General features: G+C 45.9%; 19 protein-coding genes and 1 pseudogene. 13 read left to right on the top strand and 7 right to left on the bottom strand.

Annotation, left to right across the window (positions count from 1 at the left end):
• Nucleotides 1–520: 520 nt before the first annotated feature.
• The 7 genes from JGK36_RS10185 to JGK36_RS10155 all read left to right on the top strand — a co-directional run bounded on the left by JGK36_RS10185 (nucleotide 521) and on the right by JGK36_RS10155 (nucleotide 11,758).
• Complete coding sequence (locus JGK36_RS10185; protein WP_293196637.1) at nucleotides 521–1,666, top strand: sigma-70 family RNA polymerase sigma factor; 1,146 nt, start codon at nucleotides 521–523, stop codon at nucleotides 1,664–1,666.
• A 157-nt stretch (nucleotides 1,667–1,823) separates the two neighbouring features.
• Nucleotides 1,824–2,246: an ATP-binding protein gene (locus tag JGK36_RS10180; protein ID WP_293196636.1), complete on the top strand. Its 423-nt coding sequence runs from the start codon at nucleotides 1,824–1,826 to the stop codon at nucleotides 2,244–2,246.
• A 254-nt stretch (nucleotides 2,247–2,500) separates the two neighbouring features.
• Nucleotides 2,501–4,834 carry an amino acid ABC transporter substrate-binding protein gene (locus JGK36_RS10175; RefSeq protein ID WP_293196635.1) on the top strand — a complete coding sequence of 778 codons (2,334 nt, stop codon included), beginning with the start codon at nucleotides 2,501–2,503 and terminating at the stop codon, nucleotides 4,832–4,834.
• A gap of 316 nt (nucleotides 4,835–5,150) precedes the next feature.
• Nucleotides 5,151–6,014, top strand: a complete 864-nt coding sequence (locus tag JGK36_RS10170; RefSeq protein WP_293196634.1) for an RNA polymerase sigma factor — start codon at nucleotides 5,151–5,153, stop codon at nucleotides 6,012–6,014.
• Nucleotides 5,954–7,690: a tetratricopeptide repeat protein gene (locus JGK36_RS10165; RefSeq protein ID WP_293196633.1), complete on the top strand. Its 1,737-nt coding sequence runs from the start codon at nucleotides 5,954–5,956 to the stop codon at nucleotides 7,688–7,690. Before JGK36_RS10170 ends, JGK36_RS10165 begins: the two co-directional genes overlap by 61 nt.
• Nucleotides 7,691–9,183: 1,493 nt before the next feature.
• Entirely contained in the window at nucleotides 9,184–10,851 is a 1,668-nt protein-coding gene (locus JGK36_RS10160) for an ABC transporter ATP-binding protein (protein ID WP_293196632.1), read from the top strand.
• Between the two features lie 43 nt (nucleotides 10,852–10,894).
• Nucleotides 10,895–11,758 carry a class I SAM-dependent methyltransferase gene (locus JGK36_RS10155; protein ID WP_293196631.1) on the top strand — a complete coding sequence of 288 codons (864 nt, stop codon included), beginning with the start codon at nucleotides 10,895–10,897 and terminating at the stop codon, nucleotides 11,756–11,758.
• Between the two features lie 532 nt (nucleotides 11,759–12,290).
• Here JGK36_RS10155 and JGK36_RS10150 read toward each other — a convergent pair.
• From JGK36_RS10150 to JGK36_RS10125, 6 genes are all read right to left on the bottom strand, one after another.
• Entirely contained in the window at nucleotides 12,291–12,479 is a 189-nt protein-coding gene (locus JGK36_RS10150) for an NfeD family protein (RefSeq protein WP_293176837.1), read from the bottom strand.
• A 155-nt stretch (nucleotides 12,480–12,634) separates the two neighbouring features.
• Nucleotides 12,635–13,030 carry an NfeD family protein gene (locus tag JGK36_RS10145; protein WP_293190056.1) on the bottom strand — a complete coding sequence of 132 codons (396 nt, stop codon included), beginning with the start codon at nucleotides 13,028–13,030 and terminating at the stop codon, nucleotides 12,635–12,637.
• Between the two features lie 282 nt (nucleotides 13,031–13,312).
• Nucleotides 13,313–13,498 carry an NfeD family protein gene (locus JGK36_RS10140; protein ID WP_293176841.1) on the bottom strand — a complete coding sequence of 62 codons (186 nt, stop codon included), beginning with the start codon at nucleotides 13,496–13,498 and terminating at the stop codon, nucleotides 13,313–13,315.
• A gap of 84 nt (nucleotides 13,499–13,582) precedes the next feature.
• Nucleotides 13,583–13,834 carry an NfeD family protein gene (locus tag JGK36_RS10135; protein ID WP_293176843.1) on the bottom strand — a complete coding sequence of 84 codons (252 nt, stop codon included), beginning with the start codon at nucleotides 13,832–13,834 and terminating at the stop codon, nucleotides 13,583–13,585.
• Nucleotides 13,835–13,849: 15 nt separating this feature from the next.
• Nucleotides 13,850–14,032, bottom strand: coding sequence for an NfeD family protein (locus JGK36_RS10130; protein WP_293144766.1), 183 nt, complete (start codon nucleotides 14,030–14,032; stop codon nucleotides 13,850–13,852).
• A 135-nt stretch (nucleotides 14,033–14,167) separates the two neighbouring features.
• Complete coding sequence (locus JGK36_RS10125) at nucleotides 14,168–14,350, bottom strand: NfeD family protein (protein WP_293176845.1); 183 nt, start codon at nucleotides 14,348–14,350, stop codon at nucleotides 14,168–14,170.
• 215 nt (nucleotides 14,351–14,565) lie between these two features.
• On the opposite strand from JGK36_RS10125, the gene JGK36_RS10120 reads away from it, so the two are divergent.
• From JGK36_RS10120 to rodA, 3 genes are all read left to right on the top strand, one after another.
• Nucleotides 14,566–16,986 (top strand): tetratricopeptide repeat protein, encoded by a 2,421-nt coding sequence (locus JGK36_RS10120; RefSeq protein ID WP_293176847.1) that lies wholly within the window; start codon nucleotides 14,566–14,568, stop codon nucleotides 16,984–16,986.
• 59 nt (nucleotides 16,987–17,045) lie between these two features.
• A complete protein-coding gene (locus JGK36_RS10115; RefSeq protein WP_293176849.1) occupies nucleotides 17,046–17,393 on the top strand; it encodes a VOC family protein in 348 nt (115 codons plus the stop codon).
• 409 nt (nucleotides 17,394–17,802) lie between these two features.
• Nucleotides 17,803–19,062, top strand: coding sequence for a rod shape-determining protein RodA (rodA, locus tag JGK36_RS10110; protein ID WP_293176851.1), 1,260 nt, complete (start codon nucleotides 17,803–17,805; stop codon nucleotides 19,060–19,062).
• Between the two features lie 150 nt (nucleotides 19,063–19,212).
• Here the strand turns inward: rodA and JGK36_RS10105 are convergent, their stop codons facing one another.
• A complete protein-coding gene (locus tag JGK36_RS10105; protein WP_293176853.1) occupies nucleotides 19,213–20,568 on the bottom strand; it encodes a proton extrusion protein PcxA in 1,356 nt (451 codons plus the stop codon).
• A 197-nt stretch (nucleotides 20,569–20,765) separates the two neighbouring features.
• Between JGK36_RS10105 and JGK36_RS10100 the strand changes: the two genes are divergently transcribed.
• The 3 genes and pseudogenes from JGK36_RS10100 to JGK36_RS10090 form a co-directional block, all read left to right on the top strand.
• Nucleotides 20,766–22,013 carry a transposase gene (locus JGK36_RS10100; RefSeq protein ID WP_293176855.1) on the top strand — a complete coding sequence of 416 codons (1,248 nt, stop codon included), beginning with the start codon at nucleotides 20,766–20,768 and terminating at the stop codon, nucleotides 22,011–22,013.
• 2 nt (nucleotides 22,014–22,015) lie between these two features.
• A complete protein-coding gene (locus tag JGK36_RS10095) occupies nucleotides 22,016–24,265 on the top strand; it encodes a recombinase family protein (protein WP_293196630.1) in 2,250 nt (749 codons plus the stop codon).
• A 338-nt stretch (nucleotides 24,266–24,603) separates the two neighbouring features.
• A pseudogene (locus JGK36_RS10090) lies at nucleotides 24,604–24,993 on the top strand (RNA-guided endonuclease TnpB family protein); the annotation flags it as partial.

Raw genomic sequence — 24,993 nt, 5'->3', positions numbered from 1 at the left:
TGATTTCCCAAGATTATAAAAATTTTATCAAGTTAAGCAACTTAGCAGTTAGATAGAAAAACTTACAAATGCGCCAAACCCTAGCTCCGGGGGAGTTTGGTTAATTGCCGATCGCAAATCTTAAGTTGCGATCTTAAATAGCTAAATTTGAGTGGTGCGATCGGTCTCGGCAGTGCAAAATGATACTGTCTGGCTAGCCAATATTATTGGTAAGCCTGAATTAAACTGCGATCGGGTAAAGCAGCTAAAACTGCTACTAGATCCGGCCTATGAAAATTTAGCGTGTAGTTTTACCGAATATTTAGGGTGCTTTACTAAACCCTGGTGTTAAGCAGCTTTGATGGAACGATCGCGGTAGTGACTACTAACCGCATCCTCAAAGAACACTTAAAGCTTACAACCAGAATAATTGTTACTGATCGCTCTGTCTTTCCTCAGTGGAAAGGCTCGGATTGTCCTTGGCAAAAACTGTCGGGCAGTTGAATTATTGCAAAACTTTTATTAACTTTAGGTATTAGAAATGACATTGGATTCTCAATCATTTACGCTTTCAAAGCAGCGCGATTGCTCGTTAGATCTAATCACAACTTTTTGGCAGCAATGGCAACAGTATCGAAACTCTCTTTACCGTTGCTGTATCAAGTGGATGGGTGGGAACTTTATTGATGCTGAAGATGCACTTAGTCGGGCGATGCTGAAAGCTTGGGAAAAGGTGCAAAAGTATGCAGCGGGCGAAATTGCTAATTTTAAGGCTTGGTTGACAAAACTGACTCATAACCTCTGCATAGATATTTATAGAGAACGCAGTCGGGGTGCGAATCGAGTTGAGGATATAGAAGCGATTCCACAGAAACAAGGACTGGTTTCCTTTGACGATACGCCAGAAATGGCATTGGAGGCCCACGAGCAAAAGATTGTGATTCGCCGTGCAATTGATAACTTATCGATCAGGCTGCGCGAGACGTTTATCCTGCACTTTTATGGGGAACTTTCTCATCAAGAGATTGCCCAACAGCAAGAGATTTCCTACCAGAATGTCTGCAAGCGGATTTCCCAGGCGCGGAAGATTTTGCGAGAGGTATTGAGGGGATATTTTATCGGAGAGGAGAGGGCGGATACGGATAAATCTGTTCCACCGACAGCAACGGAATCGGCAATTGGGGAAATGTCCCAAGGGAATGCAGCAGTTGAAGCGATCGCAGGTGAGACGGTAGTTTCAGTTGCAGTGCAGAAAGTGGAGACTGTGGTGAGTGAGGAATTAATTGAGGTAGTGCGATCGCAGCAGCAGTCGAAGTCGGATTCTGTTGTAGCGACTGCTGACGGGAGGCTATACCAAATCCGGGTTAAAAACCCCTTGATTTTTGAAGATGGGGAGAGGCCGAGATCGGGGAATGGGGAGAAATTAGCTCGCGAACTAAAAAAGAGGGTGAGTAACCCGGATTTAGTATTATACCAATTTAATTTTATCGGCAAACAGATAGTAGGAGCATTCCCCCCGTGGCTGAATTGTTTAGGAGGCATCAGGCGGGGCAAATTACTGGAGAATTTGTGCGATCGTCCCTCTCTCCTCCTGTGTAATGTATTTCATATTTTCACTCCCTTGTCAAGAGTCTCTCAGGAATCAAGATTAGGCTTCGTTTCTTTTGAGTCAAAATTCAGAAACTGATTAGTGTCATCGTCCTTAAGGTATAGAAATGGATACGCAATCAGAGCTTTGGATAGCGACTATGAACTGCGAAAAATTCAACAAATTGCACTGTTCTATTTTGCCAGTATCCCGGCTATACCCCTTATCGCCTTTTGCCGGAGGCATTGTATCATTTATGCACCGGTTAATAGTGCCGGGAAAATTAGATTCTTTAAGTCAGATAGCTGAGTATGTCCTCGTAGCAGCAGCCGAGGCAGCTCTAGATCAAAAAGCATCTTACGGGCTGTACCTAGCAGTCGATGAAATTGCCATAAATATCATCATTCACGGTTATGAAGAATCTGGTAGAGAAGGGGATTTGGAGTTGCGTGCCGAAATTAGCGATCGCAACTTGACAATAATGATTGAGGATACAGCAGTCACCTACGATCCCTTCGAGCGATCGCTAACTGATGACTCAGACAAACACCCGCACGAAAAAAAGATTCGAGGATTCGGAGTTTATTTAGCTATGCAAAATGTAGATGAATTTGCTTACGAGTGGCTAGAAAATCGCAATCGCAATATATTTACCGTCCATCGCACAAGTCACAGTTAGGACAAGATCTCCAGAGGATGCCACCGACATAATTTAAAACTAGGGAAAGTCTACTGCTTGTTGAGCTAGCTATCTATCAAAATAGCAGTAAAACTGTGGGTTATTACCTGAAACAGAGACATTACTTTGCTAGCTGTACGACGAAAATTTCCCAGCACATCCTAATTAAATTAGTCCTGGACGCACCCCGACCTTCATAACCGGGTTTTTTACCGCGAGCGAACAACCCGCCAGAAAAATAAGGGTTTTCAGCTTTGATAAAATTCAAAACCATCCAACAACAGAAACCTGCGGGAATCCGCTGCGGTTGGAGCAGTAATGAGCCTTTATCAAAAACCCTGCCAATTGAACACACAAATTATCTAATTACCAGCATTATGACCATTCCTAACTACAACGAGACCACCTATCTGCAAGAAAATCCAGAAGTGGCAAAAGCCGTAGCTTCTGGCCTTATTCCCAACGGGTTTGAGCATTGGGTAAAGTTTGGTTTTACTGAAAAAAGAAAGCCACAAATTTCATTCAACGAGCAATTTTATCTAGATGCTAACCCCGAGGTAGCAGCAGCAGTTGCCAAGGGTAGTTTATCAAGCGGATTTGAACATTATGCGCGGTTTGGAGCGGCTGAAGGTCGAAAACCAGTTGCCAGTACCACACCCACAGGCCCTAAACTTCAAGAAATCTTAAAGCGCGGGTTTGTGCGGGTTGCAGTTAACGACGATGCGATCGGATTTAGCAAGCGGGAATCCGACGGTTCATTTAGTGGGATTGGCATTGATTTTAGTCGCGCCTTAGCCACCGCTTTGTTCGATAACCCGAAAGCAGTAGAATTCGTAGTCGTCGAGGCGGGCAAAGACTTTAACAGCGTAGCCAGTGGCGCAGTCGATATTGCCGCCACTTTGCCCACTCAATCTATGCTCCGCGATGGCAGTTTAGGAGTAGATTTTTCGCCTACGGTTTTCTTCGACACTCAAGCGGTATTGGTGCGCGGTAATAGTGGAATTAGTTCTGTTAAGCAGTTACCAGGAACAACCATCGGCGTATTAGCAGGAACGCGCTCTCAGCAAAATTTAATAGATGTCGCCAAACGTGCCGGAATCGCCCTCAACATCCAAACTTTTCCTTCTCAAGATACCTTATTTGCTGCCTACGATGCGGGGAAATTGGGCGCTGTTTCCATTAATCGCGGGGTGCTGAGCAATCGCATTCCCACCTTATCCAATCCGGGAAATCAAGTCATCCTGGATGAAGCCATTTCTAAAGAGCCTTTAGCACTCGTCGTGCCGGAAAATCAGTCTGAATGGGCTGATGTGGTGCGCTGGGTGGTCAGCGCTCCCATCCAAGCCGAATTCTTTGGTATTAACTCCCAGAATGTGAATGAATTTCTTAATAAAAATTCCGCCACCAAGAGCTTCTTAGGCGTGGAAGGAAAGTTAGGAGAATCCCTGGGACTCAAAAATGATTTTGCGTTGAAAGTTATCAAACAAATTGGTAATTACGAAGAAATTTACAATCGCAATTTCAATCCCAAAGTGCTGCCGCGCGGGCTCAATGAGCTAATGTTTGTCAAGCCTGGGGGACTGCTTTATTATCTACCCTTTTCGGGGACTGACCAATTAACCGTGCCCTTGGTAAATAACGACAACCGCAACGTTTTACAGGAAGTGTTAGACCGGGGTTTCGTGCGTGTCGGGGTGAGAAATGACGCGCCAGGAGTTGGTTTTGCTGACTCCAAGGGCAACTTCAGCGGATTTGATGTGGATTTTGGTCGGGCACTAGCAGCTTCCCTATTTGGCAACCCCAACGCAGTGGAATTCGTGATTCAGAAAACTGGTCCTCAGCGCTTCAGCGATGTCGCCAATGGCATCGTTGATGTAACTAGCCGCAATGCCAGCCACAACCTCAAGCGGGATGCTTTGCTGGGGGTAGATTTTGCCCCCATTAATAGTTACGATGCTCAATTTGTGGTAACACCAACCGCCAGCGGAATTACCTCTTTTGAACAGCTTGCCGGTCGCCGAATTGGCGTGAGTGCAAATACCAATTCTGAGGTAACTCTGCGAGAAAAGCTGAAAGCTGCGGGCATTAATGCGGAAGTCGTAGCCTTAAATAGCTTGGAGGCCCTATTCGATCGTTATATCAAGGGCGAATTGGATGCGCTCACCGGCAATGGGAATCTGATTATCTCTAGTCTTCTCACCTTACCCCCCGACCAGCGAGACAAACATCAGCCATTTCCCGATGTTTTGGGAGAGGAGCCTTTAGCAATGGTGGTGGACGAGAATCAATCCCAGTGGAAGGATGTGGTAACAGGCGTTACTTATTCTGTTTATGAAGCGTTAGAGCTGGGTTTAACTTCTGAAAATGTGCGCCAGCAAATCAATAGTTCCGATCCAGTTGTCCGCCGCTTTTTGGGAGTGGAAGGAACTGTGGGTGAAAGTCTGGGTTTGTCGAATAATTTCGCTTTGAATGCGATTTCCGCAGTGGGGAACTATCAAGAGATGACCGATCGCAACTTCCCAGGTATTAGTTTGATGATAGCGCCTTATACCGAGGGCGGTATCGTTTTCTCAGTTCCTTTTGCTTGATTTTGCTGAGTCGGGGTGATTGATGAATCACCCTGACAACAATCAACCTTGAATATTGGCTAACGATACTGAATCGAATCTTTAGCCGGATAATACCAAATCCGGGTTTACCACCCCCGTTATTGTCATTGCGAGCGACAGCGAAGCAATCGCAAAGACTCTGCTAATAACGGAGGATTTATAAAGGGGATGGATAACCCGGATTTAGTATAAATACTCAGATCGCACTGAGCTAGATTTTTGCCGGATTGGGGTGCAACGAAAAAAGGAATAGAGGAATGTTCCTTCACATCTATCTTTCACCACTTTTAAAATCATGTCAAATTCTCAATCAGTTAGTGCAAAAGACATTTGGGGTTCTCCAGAAGATATGGAGAAAGCATTTTGGCAGCTATGGGAACAGAATCGAGATTATCTTTACCGTTGCTGTGTCAAGTGGATGGGGGGGAATCCTACTGATGCCGAAGAGGTGCTCAGTCGCGCCATGCTTAAAGCTTGGGATAAATTGCCAAACCATGCCGAAAAAATCACCAACCTCCGAGCTTGGCTGATTCGCTTAACCCATAATCTATGTATAGATATACACCGAGAACGCCGCCGGAAAGCAATGCAGATGGAGGATATTGAAGAATTAGCTGCTACAGGAAATTCAGCAGTTATTTCTGGTTTGGACTCTCCTGAAGAGGCACTTCTACATCATGAGTTGGGACATTACATTCGCCGCGCTATTGATACTCTTCCTTCTCGATTACGCAATCCGTTTATCCTGCGTTACTGCCACCAAATTGCCTATCAAGATATTGCCCAAAAACTTGCTCTCTCGCTCAATAACGTTTACAAGCGCATCCAACAGGCGCGAGAGATTCTGCAAAAGCGTTTGAGCAGGTATTTGTCAGGGTTGGATGATGCTCTGTTAGATTTCTCCGAGTCTTCTCAAAAGGGGGAAGTTGCCCCGATCGCAGATGAATTTACTGTAGGGGTAGTGCAAGAGTGCCTACCCTGTCAAGATTCTGGGGCGGGGGGATTGCCCCTACAATCCGATGAAACGATCGCCCCACCCGCGATCGCCCCCATCCCTCAGAACATTGGCGAGACAATTAATTATCAGGTAACAGCATCATGTCTAGAAACACTACACTCCGGGTGGTATCCCTCACTCAGTCCTCTGGGGTGGAGTTGAATGCTTACCTGGTTGCAGACTCGAAGCCAACCAGACAAGAGCAGAAGCTGAAAACATTAAGTGAGTACGTGCAGCAGTTTCCCTCTGGGTGGAAGAAACGGTTGGAATTGGCGAATCTGCTGTCTGAAATGGGTCAGATCGAGCAGGCGGTTGAGGAATATCGCCAAGTAATCGATCGGCAGCAACCACCATCGATCGGCGTCCAATTGCAATTGGGGAAACTCTTGCAGCTTATGGGACAAGAGGTTGAGGCAGCAGCGGTTTATGAAACTGCCTCGGCCAATGCACGCAATGAGGCGACTCGACAGCATATCAGCGGATCGATCGCACTCTGTAGAGGTGATACTCAGGCAGGGATACTCGCTTTTGAGTCGGCGGCTTCCCTTGAACCTCACAATGCAGCTCACTGGCTGGCGTTGGCCCAGGTGCAGGTGGGGAGAGGCGATGCGGTTGCAGCTTTGCGAGCCTTTGATGCCGTTTTGTCACTGCACCCAGAGGATATTGTCGCGTCGATCGGCAGCTATGACGCTCTGGTGGCGGTGGGGAACGTGCGCCAAGCGCAGCAGCGGTTGAGCAAAGCGCTAGAGGTGGCTCCGGGTGATTTTGGGGTACTCAAACGACTGGCGGATACTCGTTGCCGGATGAGATTGGTATCGGGTGAGGAGGGGAAGCAGACTAAAAAGACGATCGCTTCTGTGCTGCAACTGGCTCCTGATGCGGCGGACGGTCATGAGTTGCTGGCATATTATCACCTTTTCCGGGGGGAGTCGGCTAACGGGGTTGCGGTGTTGGAAGGGTTTACCGAGGAACACCCGAATCATCCTAGGGGTTGGTATTCCTACGGGCGTTACTTGTTCCACACGGGGGAATATCAGAGGGCGGCGGCGGCGATGCTGGAGGCTTATCGTCTGTATCCCCTGGATTGTGAAATTTATCGGGCGTTGTGTGAGATTTTGCCTGTTACCTCTCCCCCAGCCTCTCTAGATCCCCCCCAGCCCCCCTTAAGAAGGGGGGAGATAGAGCAGGCAAAGTCTTCTAATTGCAAGGGGGGAACTCCTCTCAAAGTCCCCCTTTTTAAGGGGGATTTAGGGCGATCGAACCGTGAAGTCACCCTGACATCAATAGTAGAAGAAATGCTCGATTGTTTTCCCGATCGCTGGAGTGTTTGGACGACGGCGGGGCGGGTGTTGGTGGAAAGTTTTCAGGAGATTGAGCGAGGGTGTGCTGTCTCTGCGAAGGGGACGCAACTTGAGCCGCAGTTACCTGATGCTTGGTTTGCTCACGGGCGGGTGTTGGCATTGGCTCTCAAACACCGGGCGGCGGTGGAGGCTTTGGCGCAAGGATGGGAGTTGTTACCAGAAGAGGGGGGTTATCTGCAATCTGTATCTGCTGCGGTGTGGCTGGGGGAGAGTTATGGAGTGTTGGGGGATGAGGTGGCGAGCCGGAAATGCTTGGAAAAGGCTTGTCAGTCTCAGGAATTGATGGAGTTTGACCCAGCGATGGCTGGTTACTGGCGAGGGAGGGCGTTGTTGGGCTTGGGGGATGTGAGGGAGGCTGTGGAGGCCTATCGAAGTGCGCTGAGCCGGCGGTTGCTCTACCCTTTTCGCGGGGAGGTTGAGGAGGCTGTGAAACGGTTGAAAGGTAAGAGGCGAAAGGGATCTCGTTCTAAAGCGTAGATCCTTGACTTCTTCGGAAAGTCGGGGATCTGAACCTCTCAGAGTGCATTAAGTTAGGAAAAAACAGCCTCTAACTCGAAAAATTCAGAAATTGACCTCTGGATTCGTCTTATAGGTGTAGAGACAAAAATAAAATTTTGTCTCCACAGAAAGCACATCAAATTCATCTAAAAAAGGAGAAAAATAATGCTATTTAGATTTCGTTATTAAAAGTAAAAATCAGTTCTGAGCGAAAATCGCTCGGTAATTGAAAATAGATGTAGGGTAGGCACTGCCGTCAGCGCCTATCCTACATCTTTTGTTGCTGATGTTAATTCAATGACAAAATCTAGTGCAATGGGTGGAAATTATAGTTCTTGTGTTTGAGGTGGTTTCATGGGGTGCATTGAGTTAGGAAAAAACAGCGCCTAACTCGAAAAATTCAGAAATCGATCTCTGGATTCGTCTTAAGGATGAACAACAAAAAAAAGGATACTTTATGAGCGCTTGTGCATTACAAACATTCAGTAACATTACTCAAAACCTTCTGGATTGTTTAGAGGCAGCAGCTAGATCCCAAGGATATAATATTTCGGGCAAGAGTGGTTCATATACTCAGGATGGATTCACGGTCACATGGAATTATAATCCATCGAATGAAACACTTCAAATTCAATGTATAGATAGCCCTTGGTATGTTCCCTGTAGCGTGATTAACGGTCGAATACACGATTTAGCTGAGCAATATATTTCACAATGTTCACCTGGATATACAGTAACAGCCTTAATTTAAGGGCTTGTGAGCCAATCGATTCCTGGGAGATCGCGTAGAGTGTCTTCTGTTTGATATTTTAACCTTTGATAAGGAAGTGCAATCGCACTCCACCTATCCCAAAATGATTTTTTCAGTTAGGAATCGTTAGTCGAGGCTTTTGTTAACTCTAGAAATTCAGAAATTATCGCTGGTAATCGTCTTCAGAGTGTAAAGCATTTTTAGGAGTAAAAGTCTGACGCAACCCTTAAAGACGATCGCGCCTCAACACACTCTAATTCAGGAGTCAAGAGAGCATTGCTTCTTTAACCACCTTCCATTTACTTGCCTCACATCTGCTATTTAAAACAGCAGAATAAAGAGAAATAATCCGAGCTTAAAATAATAGCATCGGATTATTTCCTGTTGATTTATTTGTGTTTTTCGGTAAGATAAAGTTTGTGTAAACTCTGTTTCTTAAGCTTGACAAACCTATTAAATCTCGACTAATATTGAGAAAGTTGAGGACAAAAACTCAATCAAGACAACAAGTAAGCTAACAACAAAAAGGAGAGAAGTTGTGCGATTCCGTTATTTTTAACTTAAAAGTTAATCAGTAAAATCCTAGTGATGGTGCTGAGAAATTACAACTGAAAATCCCTGTAGGGTGAACAATGCCCACCCTGCTTAATAAGAAGGCTATCCAATTGAAATTGCACAAGTCAAAGTATAAATCTTGCCTGTAGACAAACTCCCATAACTCATGGAACTTATTTGGTTCTTTAAAACCCTCAACAAATACATTGCCTCCTACAAATGGCAATTCATTTTACTCTTTATCTGCCTGATATGCGACGCAGCATTTGATTCAGTCTTCCGAGCCAGCTTAAAATTTATCATCGATGCCGCCATCGTTCCCCAAAACTATAGTCTTCTGGTTCTAATCCTGTCATTGCTAGTCGTGGGAGCAATTCTATATGCCTGCATCGGTTTGCTAGGAATTTTCCTAGGAGCGCGTTTGGGCATTTTAATCACTAACAATATCCGATACTCTCTATTCGAGCATCTCCAACGCCTTTCAATGGAGTTTTTTGGACGGCGTTCAGCCGGGGATATTGTCAATTGTCTGATCGCCGATGTCCAAAAGGTGGAAAATGGTGTAATTACAATGGGGCTGACAGTTGTTGTTTTACAACTGTCTAACTTCCTATTTTCTATGGTTTTCCTCTTCCTCCTCAACTGGCAATTAGCCCTGCTCAGTTTAATCGGTTTAACTATCTGTACCATTGCTCCAGCAAAAATTGCCAGCCTTGCCACCGAAGTCGGCTATAAGTTGCTGCAAAAAGAAGGACAGATTGCCAGCGTTATCGAAGAGAATATCCTCTCGCAAACCGTTGTCAAGATATTCGGGCTGGAGAACCAAATGACTGAAGATTTTGCCACCGATTTGAATGACTTAAAACAGGTTTATGTCCGGGCAACCTTTCTCTCCTACTTAGTGCAGAAAGTCCCCATGATTGGTTTTGTCTTGACGCAGCTTATCGTTTTAAGTATCGGTGCTGTCATGACATACCAGAATATCATTTCCGTAGGCACCCTTGCCTCCTTTCAAGTTTTAATGCTAGGGTTGAATCTCAATATTCTTGGTTTAACTTCGTCAATACCGGCATTTATTGATGGAGTGGCAGGGCTGCAACGCATCAGCGATATCTTATCAGAAACTCCGGCGATTCAGGATGCACCAGGCGCGATTGATTTACCTCACTTTTTCAGCGATATTTACTTTGACGATGTTACCTTTAGCTACTCCCAAGATAGAGGAGGAGTGAAAAATCTATCCCTGAAGATTCGCCAAGGAGACTTTGTGGTATTTGTCGGTCAAAGTGGAGCAGGCAAAAGTACAATTGTCAACTTGCTAACGCGATTTTACGATCCAGATAAAGGACGCATTCTGTTTGATGGAATTGATTTACGTCATGCCACAGTACGCTCCCTCCGTTCTCAAATTGGACTGGTTTCTCAGGATGTAATTCTGTTTAATTGCTCGGTGCGAGACAACATCCGCATGGGCTATCTACAAGCCACTGACGAACAAGTCGAAGCCGCAGCCAAAGCCACCGAGATTCACGAATTTATTTTGTCCTTACCCCAAGGCTACGACACACCTGTTGGTGACAGGGGCGGACAGTTATCAGGGGGACAACGCCAAAGAATCGCCCTGGCGAGGGCGTTGGTGAGAAATCCAGCAATTCTAATTCTCGATGAAGCCACATCCGCCCTCGATCCCGCCACGGAAGCCAAAATCCTCACCACCATCGAGCGCATTACCAAAGAACGCACGGTGATTTTCATCACCCACCGCATGGCTAATGCGTTGCGTGCGGATGTCACGTATGTGATGGAAAACGGCAGATTGGTGGTGAGTGATTGACACGCAGATTTAACTTGTACTGAACATTTTGGAGTTAAAAATTATGACCGATACAAATGATTACAAATGGCTAATCCCCTCTTCTCAAAACCTTGGCTCGAAATCACTTGAAGAAGAGAAAGCTCTCTGGGATAACAACCACGAAGATTATACCAACACCGCTTTCAGCATTACCCAAGACCCCAAAATCTGCAAAAACTTAATCCGTCCAGAGCGTTCTCCCGGCTATGATATTCCCAACTCGCCTGACATCAAAGTCCTAATTCCCGGTTGCGGCTCGGAAATTTATCTTCAGAAGACTTTACTAGAATTTTGCCCCCAAATTGGACAAATCTACTGTACCGATTTTTCCAAAACAGCGATTGAAAAAGCACGAGCAGATTGGGGAAAAGCAGATGGAGATGCCCGACTCAACAACCAGCAAATCGTGTTTGAGGAAGTAGACTCCACGCGAATCATCGAACAAAAACCGGAGTGGAACGATAAATTTGATTACGTGCTCCTCGCAAATTCGGTAGTTTCCAGCGAGGATAAAACCAACCGCCAGATGATTCGGGAATTTGGTAAAGTTCTCAAGCCCAGTGGCAAGATATACGGATATTTTCCAACTACCTTATGCTTCTTAGAAATTGCCTATTTTAGTCGCAAACACGCTCACTGTGTTACAGAGGGATTTATCGATGTATACTGCAATAAAGTTTGGGACGCTGAGTGGCAAGATGCCCAGATTTATTACACTCCCTTGCGTTTGAATCGCATCTTTAAAGAAGCGGGATTAAAACAACTTTGTTTGGAGATGGAGTTTTTGGACTATGAGCCTTTTGTTTCGATGTTTAAAGCTCAGATCCAGCATGACGATCCGGATATTTTTCTCTGGCATCTTCTGGTTCGTTATGAAAAGTCCTAAACGCACTTGGGCGAAGCATTGAGGGAGATGCTTCGTTTCACTCAGCATGATACATAGGCTGTGGGTAATTAGGGACACTCCAAGAGCGTTTCGGAGTGTCAACTTAACATCAAATTTATTGTCGTCATACAAATTAGGTACGTAGTTGCGATGAAAGCGCTCTTTATAATATTAGGAAAGAGCGCTGAAGCGCAACTACGTACCTTTAATTAACCCTGTCTAGCCCCCCGGATAGTCGGGGGGGACAGGAGTTGTCTCAAAGTCCCCGCAACGATGCGGGGGATGCGAGGGGGATCTGGACTCAGGTAAAAACGAGATTTATCAAGGCTTTCAGGCTTAAGTTTTCACCAATAGGCACGGTACCGTCTTCCTACTGAAAAAAAACCGCCGACAAGACTGTCAGCGGTGAGTAGTTGTTGAGGTTAAACTCTAGAATATTGCAATTAACAGAGGTGAGAAGTACGATCGCGCTTTTGAAGAGATTTGAAGAGATATCCGCCTAGGCGGCAGCGCGATCGCAAATTCCCGCATTTCAAGCTATACCCTCCACCAATAAAGTAATCTTGTCAATTCCTACCACATAAACCAGTTCCCCGGGTTTAAAAGTTATGCCTTTATCGCACTTAGCGGGCCACCAACTACATTGAAAGCGGACGCGGCCGCATTCACCCGGTCGAATTTCTTCTGCAACGATTGCTTCTTCAAAATAGTCAAAAAACATGATTGCTACTCCTAAAAATTGGTTGGAATTGTTTTGAAGGCGAACAGTTTCCGAGGTATTTACCAATTAATAAACCATTCATCAATCTCCCAATCCCCAAATCCTCCAATCTAAAATCTAAAATCCAAAATCTAAAATCGGAAGATGCTTTGCAATTACCCTTCAACAATCAGAGTCACATTGTCAATGGCGATGACTCGAACCGCTTCTCCGGGTTTAAAAGTAATTTCTTGGTCAGATGTTGCAGGCCACCAACTGCTTTGGAAACGGACGCGACCAGATTCTCCCGGACGAATTTCTTCTTCGACGATCGCTTTTTGGTCTGGGGCGATATCTTTTGGCGCTAGATGAGTATGGACTGTTTCTGCATCGCCGACAGCGGGTTTTTCCTCACCGACCGCCGTCTCTTCTGCTACATCGGTGCTGGACTTTTCCGCACCGGAGACGGCTGATTTTGCTTGATTAACACTGCCTACTTTTTCCTCATCAGCGAAGGCTAAGATTCCTTCTTCTTCAATAAAGCTTGCTTCTTCGACATAGTTAGTAGACATGGTGGATGGCTCCTGAAGATAGGTTATGTTTGACTTTTGGATGCGAAAAGCTCGCGCTTTTTAAGTTTGATTAAATGGTCAGATTTCTTATCCCAACAATTGCAAGCGGGAAGTTAAATTCTGCCTTCTACAAACCGATACAAATCCTCAACTTGAGTCTGGCAGATCCCCTGATTTTAGACTGACTTTCAAACTCTCAGATTTAATGAGAGTGTAAATCTAAAATCTAAAATCTAAAATCTAAAATCAACTGACTACTCCCCACCTCAGAGTTTTCCCGAACTAAGCTTCAACTATTAGAGTAATGTTTTCAAGTCTCAGGACTCGAACCACAGCACCGGGTTTCAAAGTTATTTGTAGATCGTCGCACTTCGCAGGCCACCAACTGTTTTGGAAGCTGACGCGACCGGGCTGATTGGGTCGAATTTCTTCATCTACGATCGCTTTTTCCAAATAGCTAACAGTCATATTTTTGGCTCCCAATTTCAAATTTTTCGTAACCTTCAAAGGCGATAAACTTATAACCAGACTCGGTAAATCCTTAATTCCCAACTACGCTTCAACGATCAGAGTCACGTTCTCAAGTGCCAGGACACGAACCACAGCACCGGGTTTCAAAGTTATTTGTCGATCGCACTTCGCAGGCCACCAAGTGCTCTGGAATCGGACGCGACCGGACTCGCCTGGACGGATTTCTTCTTCTACGACGGCTTTTTTCAAATGGTTGAGACTCATAACTTTAGGACTCCTGAGTGCAGATTCGTCGGATTCTTGAGAGGTAAAAACTTGTAGGACTCGATTCACTGGCTCGATCGGCAGCTAGGCTGCCACAATCAGAGTAATGTTGTCAATTCCGATGACGCGAACCACGTCACCCGGTTGAAAAGTCATCTCTTGCTCGCATTTTGCAGGCCACCAACTGTTTTGGAAGCGCACGCGGCCGGACTCTTGAGGGCGAATTGCTTCATCGACGATCGCTTTTTCGGAATTGTCAAAAGTCATGATTGCTGGCTCCTGATTATAAGTTTGGCTGAAGTTTGAGATGCGAAAAACTGATTGCTCGACTCGTTACCAATTTCCAGGTAGAGGTCGCCCTCTTGCTGTCAACTGTCAACTGTCAACTGTCAACTGTCAAAGCTAGGCTGTGACAATCAGGGTAATGTTGTCAATTCCCACAACTCGAACCACATCCCCGGGGTGAAAAGTTATGTCTCGATCGCATTTTGCAGGCCACCAAGTGCTTTGAAAGCGCACCCGGCCGCATTCTTGAGGGCGAATTGCTTCATCGACGATCGCCTTTTCATCAGTGTTAATAGACATAGCTGCTGGCTCCTGAATGTAAGTTCGACTTGATTGGTGCGGATGTCAGAAGCTTGTCGGTCAACTTCCCCTCCACACTCAACAGTCTCGCAGGTCAACCATGGCTGTGTCAGTCGGCAAAAGTCCTTATAAGTCGGCTGTTTGAGCCCGTAAGCGAGTCGGAAAAAGTCTGTTAGAGTTGTTTGATAATAGGTAACGCTAAACCTGGTGACTCAATGGAAGCGGATCAAGCACTGGATTTTACTAACTCGTTACTTGTGGCTCGAAACCTGAAAACTCTCGACAACCTTGACAGCGCGATCTTTCGCGAAGCATGGATGGGGGTGCAAGGCAGGACGTACCAACAGGTTGCAGAGAGTGAAGGATATGGAGTAGGGACTGTTAAGGATGCTGCCTCTAATTTGTGGAAGCGCCTTTCAGCTTTGTTTGGAGAAGGTGAAAAAGTTAAAAGAGATAACCTGCAAGCGGTAATAGATCGATATTGGCGCAGCTACTCGAAACTAGAACCGCAGTCGGGGCAAATTGTTCCGCCCCGATCGTCCCTGGGGCTAGATTCGGACTTGGAAATCGAAAATCCGAACTTTTTGGGCAGGTTTGAGGCGATCGAGGATCTGAATACTCTGGTCGCCCAAGGCGCTAAAGTGATTGTGATCCAAAGTGCCGGCGGTATGGGCAAAACGACTTTAGCCAGACAGTACCTGAAATCTCAAGGGTTCGATCGCGTAATTGAACTGCTGATGGCAAAAGAGACAGAAAACCTCACAGCCTTAGAGAGTGCGATCGAAGAATGGCTCAAGCAAGACTTCCAAGAAGAACCAGGGCCAGACTTTGGTGTCACCCTCGGGCGGCTGAAGCGGCAACTTCAGACTCTCAAAGTCGGCGTATTGATTGACAATTTGGAAGCAGCCCTCGACGGACAAGGTAAATTTATTGAACCGCACCGGCTTTACGTCGAACTCTTGCGAGTTTTGGCTGACGCGGCGGTGCAGTCGGTAACGCTGATTACCAGTCGCGATCGACTTTGCGATTCTGACGTAACCGTCGAACACTACCTGCTTCCGGGATTGGACGTGGAAACTTGGCAGCAGTATTTTGGCGATCGCAACATCAAAATAGATCCTGTCGCACTCCAGGAAATGCACAAAGTTTACGGCGGTAATGCCAAAGCCATGGGCATTCTTTGGGGGACAATCCGAGAAGATTTTGACGGAGATATGGCAGCCTACTGGCTGGAAAACAGCGACGATCCGCTGGTGGAAACCGACTTAAAAAATTTAGTTACCAGTCAATTCAACCGCCTGCAAGAACTCGATCCCGAAGCCTATCAACTCCTTTGCCGCTTGGGCTGTTACCGCTATCAAGACGTGCCGACAGTCCCTAGTGATGCACTTTTGTGCCTGCTGTGGGACGTGCCCGAAGCCGGACGCAGACAAATCATTAAATCGCTGTTGCACCGATCGCTAGTCGAGTCCCAAAAAGGCGAATACTGGGTGCATCCAGCAATTCGGGAAGAAGCAGTCGATCGGCTTTCGCCCGCAGACTGGGACACCGCCAACCGCAAAGCAGCCGAGTTTTGGACGGATAGCGTCGAGATTATTGAAACCGTAGAAGATGCGCTGAAAGCTTTTGAAGCTTACTATCATTACGTGGCAATTAGCTGTTTCGAGCAGGCCGCTAGCGTCATCCTCAAAAAAATCAATATCCAGTTTGCCAAAGATTACAAACTCGGACGAGCTCTCTATAAACTAGGTTTCTTGCAGCCAATAATTTCAGCAACTACTCGCATCGTCAACAATGTGACTTCTGACTATTATTTGAGCGGTCTTTACAGTATTTTAGGCGTTTCTTACAGAATATTGGGCGACATCAATCAAGCCATAGAATGTCACCAAATATCCGAAAGAAAAGCCACTAAATGTCTGCAAAATATAGCAAAAAATAGCGAACCGGAAAACGGCCAAAAAGCTAATCTAGAATTTTGGAAACTTAACGCTGCAATCAATATAGGGTTTTGCAAAATAGAAATGCTGGAATTAGAACCAGCTCTGGAGATATTTGTCAAAATGAAAAATTCGCGGGAGGAAATCGGGATTATCGGGATTAACAGTTATTCGATCGAGGTCGGGTTAGCTTTTCTCAACTCCTGTGTGGGAGTCAAAAAAGCTGCCAAGGAACTCGCCGACAAACTATATGCCGATCGCGAAGAGAGCCAGTTAGTGGGTACGGGATACAAGTTAGTGTTTCTAGCCACCACCTATAAAAACCTCGGAGATCCAGAAAAAGCTTTGAGCTTGTACAGTCAGGCGATCGCCCAGGCCGACGAAAACCTTTACAGCACCGTCAAAGCCAAAGCTCTTAGCGGTATAGCTGCCCTGTACCGAGAACGAGGAGAATTTGACCAAGCCATGCAGCACCATGCAGAAGCAATAGAAATACTCGATCTGCCCAGCGCTAAATTAGACCGAGCCGAAGCTTGCTATCAGCTCGCACTGACAGAACAAAAACTCGGCAACATCGAGAAAGCCCAAGAAAACTTCGATCGCGCCATTCAACTGTTCAGCGAAATGGACGCCAGCAAACAAGTAGAAAAAGTACAGTTTGCCGCTACCAAAAATCCCGAAAAAATCCCTAATTAACTGAGAAACAAAGGAAAAAAGATACAATAAAGTAAAGCACAACAATAAAATTTCTAGACATGAAACTAAAACGATTGGGACACGTAGCCGTCTGCGTGCAAGACATAGAGAAAGCTGCTGAGTTCTACAGCAAATTGGGAATGGAGTTAGTTTGGAAAGATGCAGACTGGGCTTATTTAAAAGCAGGAGATGATGGACTGGCGCTGTTGAGTCCGACTTACGACCAAGCAGGGCCGCATTTTGGGTTTGTATTTGACGATCGCACCGAAATGGAATCCGCCTACGAACAACTCAAAACTGAAGGTGTTTCCGTCACCCAGATTCACGAACACCGCGACGGTACAGCGTCTTTTTACGGCAGAGACCCCGACGGTAACGGTTTTGAGTACCTTTACGAGCCGACTTGACCGATTCTAGGACTTGCGGAGCGAGCTAAATCCGCGTAAGGTGCGCACTGCGCACCCTACAAGATTTGTGCACACTGCGCACCCTACAGATTTGTGCACACTGCGCACCTCGGCCAGTTGCAGACTGCCCGGAACCTCCGTACAACTCGCCGAATAAAGTGACGTACTGACACCAAATCTTCTAAAGTTACAGTGCAGGCTCAGCATCCAAAATATAGCAACCGCCACATGGCGTGAGGGCATAAATGACTGCCATGAATGGAGACGAGAACCCACAGCATAAACGGTTTGATTGCTGTCAACTGTCAACTGTCAACTGTCAACTGTCAACTGTCAACTGCTATATATCCACAACTTCCGAAAATCGGCTCGATAATCTAAAATCTAAAATCTAAAATCTAAAATCCTCATGTTCCAAAGAATACAAGTCAGAAACCGCTGGACATCGATCTTCAAACCCTGGGAAGAAGCAGATCCTTGGCTGTTTGCCGCTTGCATCAGCCTCACCATCTTCGGCGGAATCATGATCCGCAGCGTCGAAATCAACCAGGGCTCGATCGACTGGTGGCGGCACTGGGTAACTGGCGGAGTCGGTTTGTTCCTCGCCATCATCATTTCCCGCTGTCGCTACCAAATACTGATTGAGTGGAAATGGCCGATTTACATATTCATTAATTTGTCCCTGATTGCAGTGCGGTTTATTGGTACTACAGGGCTCGGTGCCCAGCGGTGGATCAATATCGGCGGCTTCTACCTGCAACCCTCAGAATTTGCCAAAGTAGGGATGATTATCACCTTAGCAGCCCTCCTGCACGAGAAGACTGTCCCTACGGTGCGCGATATGTTGAGAATGCTGGCGATTATGGCTGTGCCCTGGGGATTGATCTTTGCTGAACCAAATTTAGGTACTTCGCTGGTGTTTGGCGCGATCACAATGGGGATGTTTTACTGGGGAAATGTCAATCCCGGATGGTTAATATTGTTGTTCTCTCCTCTCTTCTCAGTTCTCCTCAATAACGTGTCCACACCGATTTGGGTAGCCTGGGTAGTCGTGGCGGGTATTATTGCTTGGCGAAGCCTACCTTGGCCTTGGCTGGGGACTTTCGGTGCTGTGTTGGTGAATGTGGTGTCGGGACACGTCGGACACGTATTTTGGGGCGTGCTGAAGGATTATCAAAAAATGCGCCTGACAGGGTTTTTGAACCCCGAGAAAGACCCTTTAGGCAGCGGATATCACTTGATTCAATCTCGGATTGCGATCGGGGCCGGGGAACTCAAAGGCAGAGGTTTGTTTCACGGAACCCAAACTCAGCTTAACTTTATTCCCGAACAGCATACGGACTTTATCTTTTCTGCGATCGGCGAAGAATTGGGCTTTATTGGCTGCATTGCAGTGCTGTTGGTGTTCTGGATCATTTGTTTCCGCTTGGTGACGATCGCACAAACTGCAAACGACAATTTTGGTTCCTTGCTGGCGATCGGCGTACTGTCAATGTTAATTTTTCAGGTATTCGTAAATATTGGGATGAACATCGGCTTAGCCCCGGTTACAGGAATTCCGCTACCTTTCCTTAGTTACGGGAATGCGTCGCTGCTGAGTAATTTTCTCGGATTGGGACTGGTGGAGGCGGTGGCGAACCAGCGACAACGCAAGAAGCGTTGGAATTAGCGGATTATATTTTTTGAGGACTGAAGTCCTCACTACAAACGGAATAATAGGTTTGTAGTGAGGACTTCAGTCCTGATATTTTTTGAGGACTGAAGTCCTCACTACGAACCTAATAAGGGTTATTTAACAAAAAAATTAGATATGAGCAGATTACTCGTTCATATTCTTGTAAGTAGCAACCGCCGAAGGCGAACTCCGGTTTAAATAACGGAATATCCAATACTTAAATACCGTATCCAAGATCACCGGAAACGTGGCAATAAACAGAAAGATAAACTGCCTATTTTCTGGCAGTCCCAAGTGCCTCGATAAACCTTCGAGAATTATTTCCCAACCGTGCGGCGAGTGGAATCCCACAAACACATCGGTAAACAAAATAATTACAAAAGCCTTTGCACTGTCGCTGAGTCCATAAACCACATCATCCATGAAAGATTTTAAAACCTCAATCTCTTTCTTGTTAGTGATGAGAATCGCGGCAAAGGCAATCACAGAAATCAAATCAGCAAAAATATTTTTAATGGCTCCACCGCTTTCTTTGCGATATTCCTCCGCTAATTCAAATGCTTTTTCAGCAATCTTCTTTTCCTTTTCCTCTGGAGCAAGTGGCGGCGCTATGCCAATTAACGTGTCAAATTTGAGGTGCTGCTCAAATGTTTCCAGTTCTTTTAAGGCTTCTTCTTCCAAGTCAACGTTTATGAATAAGGGAGCATTTTGCTTGACTCGAAAGTGGTCAACTACTGGCCCGACTACAAAGTTTTTGGAAATTTGATTTGTCAGCAGGGGAACCAAAATCAAAAGCAAAATAAATCTTAGAGAAATAACTGTTTTTACTTTAGAATTTCGGAAATTTCTAACTACGTCTTTTTCTGCTTCGGGATCTAACTCTTTAGTGATTCGATTCAAAGTTCCCAAAAGCGATCTGGGTAATAAATTCACCTCTTCAGAGCTAGTATCAACCTCCCCATGAGTTTGATTGAGATTAGCTAATCCTTTATTGGCGTCAAGTTGAGAACTGCTTGTAGATTTCACCTGCACGTTTACTGAACTGACAAGTGGGACGATCGCCGTTGATTTACTATTATTAATATACTTGTCAATGACTCCATCAATAAACTCTAGCTTCTCGAATACCAGGGACGATCGATCTTTATTCTCTAAACCCAATCCTTGTTGGTGGCGCGGGGCGCTGTTACCCGCCTGCGGTTTTGCCCCCACGCGATCGGGCAATTCCAAAAAAGAACGGCTAGCATTAAACTCAACCATTCTCGTTTGGATGACCTTGAGGTATTTTTGCAGTTCGGATTTAAAGTAAGACAGGGTGCTGTGTCCGTAATCGGACGATCGCTCGGAGATGCCTTGGCCGCCAAAATGCTCATCTTCGATCGCCTTAATTGCTAGCGCAGCATCATAGGCCTGTTCTAGTGCCCTTTCAGGCGTTTCTCTATACCACTGGTGAGCGCTGTAGAGATATTTTACAAACCTGTTCCACAGAGAAGTATTCATAGCTGGAGTCCATTAGTTAGTAGCAGATATTAGTCATCGAAAATTTGGGTAGAAACCCCGTCCTTCGCTTGACGGCTTTACAGGAAGTATGCGCTGGGGATAGTCCTAGCAATCTCACGGTATGGTAAAACTTCATTGACTTTATAGCCATTAATAGCCGTGTATAGTATAGTATAGTCAAAAAATACGGCAAAACTATGCAGCTCGTTGAAAAGCACATTATCGATCAAAACCACTGGCTATACAAGCAGCTAGATAATTTGTGCTTTCTTTCTAAGAATATTTTCAACTACGCTAACTATATAGTCCGACAAAAGTTTATTAGTTCGGGAGAATACCTCGATTATTACAAAATACAGAAAATATGTCAGGGAAAGACTGACTATCTAGCATTACCAGCCAAAGTATCTCAGCAAGTATTATTGAGATTGCATGAAAGCTGGAAATCTTTTTTTGCAGCTACCCAGGAATATAAGTTACATCCAGATAAATTCAAAGCCCGACCCAAAATACCCAGATACAAACACAAAATATTAGGCAGAAATGTCCTGACTTACACCGCTCAAGCTATCAGTCAAGAATGGCTCAAAAAAGGAATCATCAATCTGTCTTTGACTCAGATATTTCTAACGACTAAAGTCAGCCAAGTAAATCAAGTCAGAATCGTTCCAAAAACTTACCATTACTCGATAGAGGTAGTTTATGAACCCAAGGCTGTAACTGTTTCATCATCAGGTGTTGAAGGAATAGCAGGAATTGATATTGGTCTGAATAATTTAGCGACAATTACATCCAATCAAAACGGGTTTGTTCCGCTGATAATAAATGGCAAACCTCTCAAATCAATCAATGCCTACTATCACAAAAAAAAGGCTGTGTTGCAGTCAGACTTGAAGGGGGAGAGACAAACATCAATCAAAATTGAACAATTAACTCACAAGCGGAATGTAAAAGTAGATAATTACCTGCACAACGCTAGTCGATTCATCATCAATCATCTGGCAGCTAACCGAATCGGGACACTGGTGATTGGTAAAAACGAGAATTGGAAACAGGGAATAAATCTCGGAAAGCGGAACAATCAGAATTTCGCAGCAATACCTCATGCAAGGTTTATTGAAATGCTAACTTACAAAGCGCAGTTAGTAGGAATAGTTGTGAAAGTTATTGAAGAAAGTTACACTTCAAAGTGTTCTTTTTTAGATAATGAACCTTGTGTTAAGCATTCAGAGTACAAAGGTAAGCGAATTAAGCGAGGTTTGTTTCGTGCTGGTGATGGCAGACTGATCAATGCGGATGTGAATGGCAGCGCTAACATTGTCAAAAAAGCATTTCCCAACGATGAAGCTGAGGGAATACAGGGCGTAGTAGTACGTCCGGTAAGGGTCACACCTTACAAAATGGTTGCCCGAGGCAATTGTAATATTTGCCTAGAAAACCTGTAACTATGGTAACAAATTTAGATAAATTAGGAACCGTTTCCGCAGATTCTATTTGGATTGTAGGAGGCGCCCGCAGTGGCAAAACCGCTCGCTTAGTCGAGCAGTTCTGCCTGTGGAGCAAAACAGTCAAGCCTTTGCCCGCAAACGTTTCAAGCCGCGGGCGTTCCGGGCGCTGGCGGGCGGGACAAACAGCCCCAGCAATCTTAGTCTTAGCAGCTAATGGGGACAACCGGTTGGAATTGGCCGATCGCATCGCCATAGCTACCCAAGGAAAATATGCCTTTCACTCCACAACACCGTTCGGTTTTTTTGAGCAGGAAGTATTGCTATTTTGGCCGCTGCTGTTGCAGTCGCTAGATTTGAAGGCTCAATTTCCCCTGCGGCTGCAACCTGAAACAGAATTGGAACTTGCAGCCAGACTCTGGCGTCGCGAGTTAGACGAAGGGATTTTGCAACAAACAGGGGTAAGTCCAAATCGCATGGTGCGTCGAACTCTAGACTTATTACAACTTGCTGCTGTCAGCGGTACGCCCAGAGAAGAAATTCCCCACATTCTCCAACAGGGATTTGCCGCTGGTGACGGCTCGAATAGCCTGTGGACTAGCATGGGAGAGTTGCTCGAAAGGTGGCGGGAATGGTGCTTGACGCGGGGGCTGCTGACTTACGGGATTGTGTGCGAACTCTACTGGCGCTATTTGTTGCCAAATGTCACTTACCAGCAGCAGTTGGCTTCTAGATATCAAGCTGTCATCGCCGATGATGTTGACGATTATCCGGCCATCAGCGGTCATTTGTTCGATCGAATGCTCGACACAGGCGCAGCGGGGGCCTTTTCCTACAATCGGGATGGAGGAGTGCGTTTGGGTTTGGGGGCTGACACGGAATACCTCGCCCGACTCGAAAGCCGCTGCGGAAGCGTGGAAAATTTGGACGCAAAAGCCGGTTTATCCTCAGAGATTGGGGATTTAGCCGTAAGTTTGGCAGTGAATTCTGAGGGTTTTTATCCTTTAGGCTTGAGTTTACCAGGCTCGGTTCGATCGCTCGAAACCACTTCTCGGGCGCAACTGCTGCGAGAAACCGCCGAAATTATCGTGGATGCGGTGAAGTCAAAAGCCGTGGAAGCGCAGGAAATCGCCGTAGTTGCTCCTGGGATGGATGCGATCGCCCGTTACAGCTTAACGGAAATTCTCGCCCGAGATGGTATCGCGGCCGAATCCCTCAACGATCAGCGTCCCCTATCGACTACGCCAGAGATTCGAGCTTTGCTGACTTTGCTAGCGTTGGTTTATCCTGGACTAGGCCGTTTAGTCGATCGAGACGCCGTAGCCGAAATGCTAGTAATTTTAGGCAGCCAGAAACACCGGGAATTGCCGGAAACAGCAGAAGATAACCCCACTTTCAATCTAAAATCTAAAATCCAAAATCTAAAATCGATCGACCAAGTGAGAGCAGGTTTAATTGCCGATCACTGTTTTTGTCCCGATCTCGATCGACCTCAACTGCTGGAAATTACAGCCTTTCCCCGGTGGGACAGAGTGGGACACCGAGCAGCTTTGGCCTACGAGCAAATTGTAGAGTGGATCGAACAACAGCGATCGCAACAACAGGAGCGGCTGTTACCCAGTCCCATTGCGCTGATCGATCGAGCGATCCAGAAATTTCTCATCAACGACAGATATCTGCCGTTCGATCGGCTAGCAGCCCTCCGAGAGTTAATAGAAACCGCCGCCCACTACTGGGAAATACACGCCCGAATGCAGCGTGTAGAACCCACAAACGGTGGCGACTCAGAAACAATCGCCAGGTTCATCCAGTTGTTGCGCCAAGGAACCGTCACCGCCAACCCGTTTCCAGTCCGTTCCCAAGGCCCAGAAGCCCAAGCCGTCACCCTCGCCAACATCTTCCAGTACCGCAGCAGCCGCCGCGCCCACAAATGGCACTTTTGGCTGGATGCCGGTTCGCCCCTATGGCTGAGCGGCGGTGCGGCGACTTTGTTTGGTGCACCCTTATTTGTGCGATCGCAATTGGGGCGTCCCTGGGGAACCGAAGACGAAACGGCCGCCGACCAACAGCGACTGCGGCGAATTCTGGTAGATTTGTTAAGTCGTTGTTCCGTGCTTTACCTTTGCCACAGCGAACTAGCCGTCAACGGCCAAGAGCAAACCGGGCCGCTTCTGCCTCTAATTAACAGCTCTGTTTCTTGTCAACAGTCAGCTATCAGGCATTCGGGAACAAGCAGGAAAGAAAAATCATGAATGAAAGATTTTCATTTTTTCTCCCTCTGGATAGATACTCGGGCTTGACTCGCAGCATGACTTCTAGATTCGAGCGAAATTGGGCGAGATAAAAGTGTACCCAAAACAGGCATCAAAACGTGCAATCATTAATATTTTTAGCTCGAAAGATACCAGAGTTTAAAAATATCTATAGGCCTTGCAATTTTGATTTAGTATGCTATAAATGAGCGAGATTATAAGAAATACCCTGAAAACCCTGCGACAAAAGTCCAGGGATGAAAGGGCATTGCAGGATTTATCCTGCCAGTTAAATATTTACCAATTCTAGTAAAATAAATCAAGGAGGGTAAAAAAAGATGTACGCAGTACAAAGAGACCTGTGGCATTTAACAGGACTCGACAAAACCATTGTCGAGCAACTGTTGAGGTGGTCAAACAATCTGTTTAATGTCGGGACTTACGAAAGTCGGCAACGGTACTTTAAGGACAAAGGTACAATTAAATACCCAGATTTGTACAAAATTGCCAAAGGCAACGAGAATTACGGCTTACTCTACTCGCAAGTCGCGCAACAATCTTTAAAATCGGTCGCTGAATCCTTTAGCTCTTTCCGAACCCTACAAAAGTTAGCGAAGAAAGGAGACCTCAATCAAAAACCGAGGCTACCCAAGTACAGAACTAAAGGGGCGATGTACCAAGTTTCCTATCCTGGTCAAGCTTTAAAAATAGTGGGTAATCGGGTAAGG

The organism is Microcoleus sp. PH2017_35_SFW_U_B (genome assembly GCF_020737865.1).
In the GTDB taxonomy this organism is placed as follows: domain Bacteria; phylum Cyanobacteriota; class Cyanobacteriia; order Cyanobacteriales; family Microcoleaceae; genus Microcoleus.
This window is presented reverse-complemented; position numbering and strand designations above follow the sequence as displayed.

Coding starts and splice junctions, on each gene's coding strand:
- JGK36_RS10185 (WP_293196637.1), top strand. CDS start 521: ATGACATTGGATTCTCAATCATTTACGCTTTCAAAGCAGCGCGATTGC.
- JGK36_RS10180 (WP_293196636.1), top strand. CDS start 1,824: ATGCACCGGTTAATAGTGCCGGGAAAATTAGATTCTTTAAGTCAGATA.
- JGK36_RS10170 (WP_293196634.1), top strand. CDS start 5,151: ATGTCAAATTCTCAATCAGTTAGTGCAAAAGACATTTGGGGTTCTCCA.
- JGK36_RS10165 (WP_293196633.1), top strand. CDS start 5,954: ATGTCTAGAAACACTACACTCCGGGTGGTATCCCTCACTCAGTCCTCT.
- JGK36_RS10160 (WP_293196632.1), top strand. CDS start 9,184: ATGGAACTTATTTGGTTCTTTAAAACCCTCAACAAATACATTGCCTCC.
- JGK36_RS10155 (WP_293196631.1), top strand. CDS start 10,895: ATGACCGATACAAATGATTACAAATGGCTAATCCCCTCTTCTCAAAAC.
- JGK36_RS10150 (WP_293176837.1), bottom strand. CDS start 12,479: ATGTTTTTTGACTATTTTGAAGAAGCAATCGTTGCAGAAGAAATTCGA.
- JGK36_RS10145 (WP_293190056.1), bottom strand. CDS start 13,030: ATGTCTACTAACTATGTCGAAGAAGCAAGCTTTATTGAAGAAGAAGGA.
- JGK36_RS10140 (WP_293176841.1), bottom strand. CDS start 13,498: ATGACTGTTAGCTATTTGGAAAAAGCGATCGTAGATGAAGAAATTCGA.
- JGK36_RS10130 (WP_293144766.1), bottom strand. CDS start 14,032: ATGACTTTTGACAATTCCGAAAAAGCGATCGTCGATGAAGCAATTCGC.
- JGK36_RS10125 (WP_293176845.1), bottom strand. CDS start 14,350: ATGTCTATTAACACTGATGAAAAGGCGATCGTCGATGAAGCAATTCGC.
- JGK36_RS10120 (WP_293176847.1), top strand. CDS start 14,566: ATGGAAGCGGATCAAGCACTGGATTTTACTAACTCGTTACTTGTGGCT.
- JGK36_RS10115 (WP_293176849.1), top strand. CDS start 17,046: ATGAAACTAAAACGATTGGGACACGTAGCCGTCTGCGTGCAAGACATA.
- rodA (WP_293176851.1), top strand. CDS start 17,803: ATGTTCCAAAGAATACAAGTCAGAAACCGCTGGACATCGATCTTCAAA.
- JGK36_RS10105 (WP_293176853.1), bottom strand. CDS start 20,568: ATGAATACTTCTCTGTGGAACAGGTTTGTAAAATATCTCTACAGCGCT.
- JGK36_RS10100 (WP_293176855.1), top strand. CDS start 20,766: ATGCAGCTCGTTGAAAAGCACATTATCGATCAAAACCACTGGCTATAC.
- JGK36_RS10095 (WP_293196630.1), top strand. CDS start 22,016: ATGGTAACAAATTTAGATAAATTAGGAACCGTTTCCGCAGATTCTATT.